At 68.1% G+C, this 4,639-nt stretch carries 1 protein-coding gene; it reads left to right on the forward strand.

Going from position 1 to position 4,639, the window contains the following annotated elements; genetic code table 11:
* Positions 1-4,639 (forward strand): non-ribosomal peptide synthetase (locus tag GOAMR_RS08595; RefSeq protein ID WP_005185668.1); only part of this gene is annotated, 4,639 nt, incomplete at both ends.

Raw genomic sequence — 4,639 nt, forward strand, 5'->3', positions numbered from 1 at the left:
ACTTGCCCCGATCGTCGCGGTCGATCCGCGTCCGGAGTTGGTGCCGTTGTCGTTCGCGCAGCAGCGCATGTGGTTCATCAACCGGTTCGAGCCGTCCGCGGCGACGTACAACATTCCCGCGGTCTTGAAGCTGACGGGCGCGCTCGACGTGGATGCGTTGCGGCAGGCCGTGATCGACGTGGTCGATCGGCACGAGGTGCTGCGGACGGTGTTCCCGGCCCGCGGTGGAGTGCCGCACCAGGTCATCGGGGATATCGCCGACTTCGACAACCACGACGTGTGGCAGGTCGTCGGTACCCGCGACGAACTGCTCACCTCGGTGGCAGACGGTTTCGACGTGACCACCGAGTGGCCGCTGCGGGTCCGGTTGCTGCCGGACGGTGACCGCGACTTCGTCCTCGCGCTGACCGTCCACCACATCGCCGCCGACGGTGAATCCGTGCTGCCGCTCATCACCGACATCGTGACCGCGTACACGGCTCGCGCACAGGGTGATTCACCAGTATGGGCGCCGCTGGACGTGCAGTTCGCCGACTTCGCGATCTGGCAGCACGAGGTGCTCGGCTCTGCGGACGACGCCGATTCGGTGATCGGTCGGCAGCTCGGCTACTGGCGGCAGCAACTTGCAGGTGTGCCGGATGTGCTGGAACTGCCCGCCAACCGTCCGCGGCCCGCGGTCGCCTCGCACGCCGGCGCCGACGTCGGGTTCACGATCCCGGCGCAGGTTTCCGAACGGGTTGCAACTGTCGCAAGCGAATTCGGTGTCACCCCGTTCATGGTGGCGCATACCGCGCTGGCGGCGCTGCTGGCCCGGCTGACAGCCACCGGAGATATCTCGGTCGGCACCCCGACCGCCGGGCGCGGCCAGGCCGTGCTCGATCCGCTGGTGGGCATGTTCGTGAACACGCTCGTGTTGCGGACCGCCGTCGATCCCGGAAAGCCGTTCGCCGAGTTGCTCGATCGCGTGCGGGGGACCGACCTCGATGCCTTCGCGCATGCCGATGTGCCGTTCGAATCGGTGGTCGAGGCCGTCGACCCGGTGCGCAGCGAGGCATTCGCACCGCTCGCTCAGGTGATGCTGTCGTTCGACCCGGTCGCGTCAGCGGGTTCCGCCGCCGTCGAGATCGCCGGGGTCGAGATCGCCGCCGCCGAATCGCCGGTGGTGGCCGCGCAGCAGGACCTGCGGGTCGTCGTGTCCTCCGCGGCGCAGGGACAGCCGTGGACCGGGGTGCTGACCTACGCGACCGACCTGTTCGACGAATCGACCATCAGCGCCTTCGCCGACAGGTTTGTCCGGATGCTGGATGCGCTGACCGCGGGCCCCGGCACGATAGTCGGCGAAGTCGACCTGCTGCTCCCACACGACAGGGATCTCCTGGCCGGCCTGGCCGGCCCCATCACCACCACTGTGAACACCGGTTCGACACTGTCCGATCTGCTCGTGGCCTCCGCAGCGGCGCACGGTGAGTCGATCGCGGTCACCGCCGGCGGCACCGCACTGACCTACGCTGAACTCGACCGGGAATCGAATGCGGTTGCCGCGGGACTGATGTCACACGGCATCGGCGCGGGCGACCTGGTGGGCGTGGCGACGGCCCGCAACACCGACCTCGTCACCGCGATCCTCGGCACGCTCAAGGCCGGAGCCGCCTACGTTCCCCTCGACCTCACCAACCCGGTGGCACGCCTGGCGCACATCGTGTCCGACGCCGGCGTGGCAGTGATCCTGACCGACGAAACCGCTTCCGGTCACGAACTGTGGACGACCGTTCCCGACAGTGTTGAAGCAGTCGACGTCCGCGCGCTGGTATCGGCGAACCATGACACCGCCACGGTGAGTGCTGTTGCCGTCCCAGCGGATTCACGGGCCTACGTGATCTACACCTCTGGCTCGACGGGTCTGCCCAAGGGCGTGGAAGTGACTCACCGTGACGTGGTCACGCTGCTCGACACCACCGCCGGTGACTTCGAGTTCACCGCCGACGACGTGTGGACCATGTTCCACTCCTACGCCTTCGACTTCTCGGTGTGGGAACTGTGGGGTGCGCTGTATTACGGCGGACGCTGCGTCATCGTCGACCGTGACGTGGCCCGGGACATCGACCGGTTCGTCGAACTGCTCGCCACCGAGGGCGTCACCTCGCTGAGCCTGACGCCGTCGGCGTTCTACCAGCTGATCGATGCCCGCCGCCGCAACCCCGTCGACCTGCGGCTGCGGTACGTCGTCTTCGGCGGAGAGGCACTGAGCTTCGAGCATGTGCGGCGCTGGTATGACGAGTTCCCGGGTGACCACGCGCGGCTGGTGAACATGTACGGCATCACCGAGACCACCGTCCACGTCAGCTACCGGGCGCTGGACTCCGATTCGGTGTCCGCCGATGACGCGTCGTACATCGGCCGCCCGCTCGCATCCCTGGGCATCCACATCCTGGATGAGTGGCTGCGCCCGGTGCCGGAGGGTGTTCCGGGTGAAATGTATGTCACCGGTGGGCAACTCGCGCAGGGCTACCTCGGACGTACCGACCTGTCGGCGACACGTTTCGTCGCCAATCCGTTCAGCACCGACCAGTTCGCCGGCAACGGATCCCGCATGTACCGCACCGGTGACCGGGCGCGGCGCTTCGGCGGCGACATCGAATACCTCGGCCGCGGCGACGCACAGGTGCAGTTGCGCGGCTTCCGCATCGAGTTCGGAGAGATCGAGGCGGCGCTGCTGACCGCTCCCGGTGTCACCGGTGCGGCCGTCCGTATCTTCGACGGACCGTCCGGCGACACCCTTGTCGGGTATGTCGTTCCCGACGCCGGAACCGAGGTGGTGGCCGACGAGGTGATCACCGCCGCCTCACGGCAGCTGCCCGCATACATGGTCCCCACCATCGTGCTGCCGGTGGCAGCACTGCCGTTGACCGCCAACGGCAAACTGGACCGCAGCGCCCTGCCCGAACCGGAGTTCGGCGCGCACGGCGACGGCGTCGTGGCACCGGAGACCGCTGCGGAACTCGCGGTGCTCGGTGCGTTCACCGACGTCCTGGGCCTCGACCGGATCAGCGTGACCGACTCGTTCTTCGACCTCGGCGGCAACTCGCTGTCGGCGATGCGGCTGGCCGCGCAGGCGGGAGACGCGCTCGGCGTCGATATCTCGGTTCGTGAGGTGTTCGGCGCGCCGACGGTGCGCGCCCTGGCGGCCGCCGCCGCCGGCAACACCGCCGCGCTGGCCCCGATCGTCGCGGTCGAGCCGCGTCCGGACCGGATTCCGCTGTCGTTCGCGCAGCAGCGCATGTGGTTCATCAACCGCTTCGAGGCGTCCGCGTCGACCTACAACATCCCCGCCGTGCTGCGCCTGACGGGTTCGCTGGATGTGGATGCGTTGCGGCAGGCCGTGATCGACGTGCTCAGCCGGCACGAGGTGCTGCGCACCTCGTTCCCGTCCGCCGCCGGAGTGCCGTTCCAGCAGGTCGGCGACATCGCCGAGTTCGACGAACGCGGCATCTGGCAGGTCGTCGCCACCGATGACGATGTATTCGCAGCGGCGACAACCGGCTTCGACGTCACCACGCAGTGGCCCCTGCGGGTCATCCTCCGCGACAGCAGCACTGACGGTTCCACCTTCTTTATCCCTGAGGCCGATGCGACGAAGGAGCGAGGGTCACGAGGGGTCCGGCGACCCGAGAGTCATGACGCCCCCACCCCGGCCGGCGATTACCTCCTGGCGGTGGTGGCCCACCACATCGGTCTGGACGGCGAGTCGATGCTGCCGTTGGTGACGGACCTGGTGCTCGCCTACTCCGCTCGCGCACAGGGTGATTCACCGAACTGGGCGCCGCTGGAGGTGCAGTTCGCGGACTTCGCGATCTGGCAGCACGAGGTCCTGGGTTCGGCCGACGACGCAGATTCGGTGATCGGGCATCAACTCGGGTACTGGAAGGACAGGCTTGCCGGTCTGCCGGATGTGCTGGACCTCCCGGCCGACCGTCCGCGTCCGCTGGTGGCGTCGTACCGCGGCGCCGATGTCGCGTTCGAGTTCCCGGGTGAGGTGTCGGACCGGATCGGTGAGATCGCGCGCCGCTACGGGGTCACCGAGTACATGGTGGTCCATGCGGTCCTCGCTGTGCTGCTGGCCCGGCTGAGCGCCACCTCGGATATCGCGGTGTCCACACCGGTTGCCGGTCGTGGTCAGGCGGTGCTTGATCCGCTGGTGGGTATGTTCGTGAACACCCTGGTGTTGCGGGCCGACGTCCAGTCGTCGACGTCGTTCGAGGAACTGCTCGAACAGGTCCGGGTGACCGACCTGGACGCGTTCGCGCACGCCGACGTGCCGTTCGAGTCGGTGGTGGAGGCCGTCGACCCGGTGCGCAGCGAGGCGTTCGCGCCGCTCGCGCAGGTGATGCTGTCGTTCAACCCGGCCGCATCGGTCGCCGACGCCGATGTCACGGTGGGCGACCTGCAGATCGCTCCCATCGAGCTGGATGAGGTTCCGGCACAAATGGATCTGTCGGTGATCGTGTCCTCCGGCGACGCCGGGCGTCCGTGGACCGGTGTGCTGCGCTATGCGACGGACCTGTTCGACGAGGCCACGATCGAGGAACTGTCGCGTCGTTTCGTGCGACTGGCAGCCGAACTGACCGCCGTCCCGGCGGCC

It is taken from the genome of Gordonia amarae NBRC 15530 (assembly GCF_000241345.1).
Classification (GTDB): Bacteria; Actinomycetota; Actinomycetes; order Mycobacteriales; family Mycobacteriaceae; genus Gordonia; species Gordonia amarae.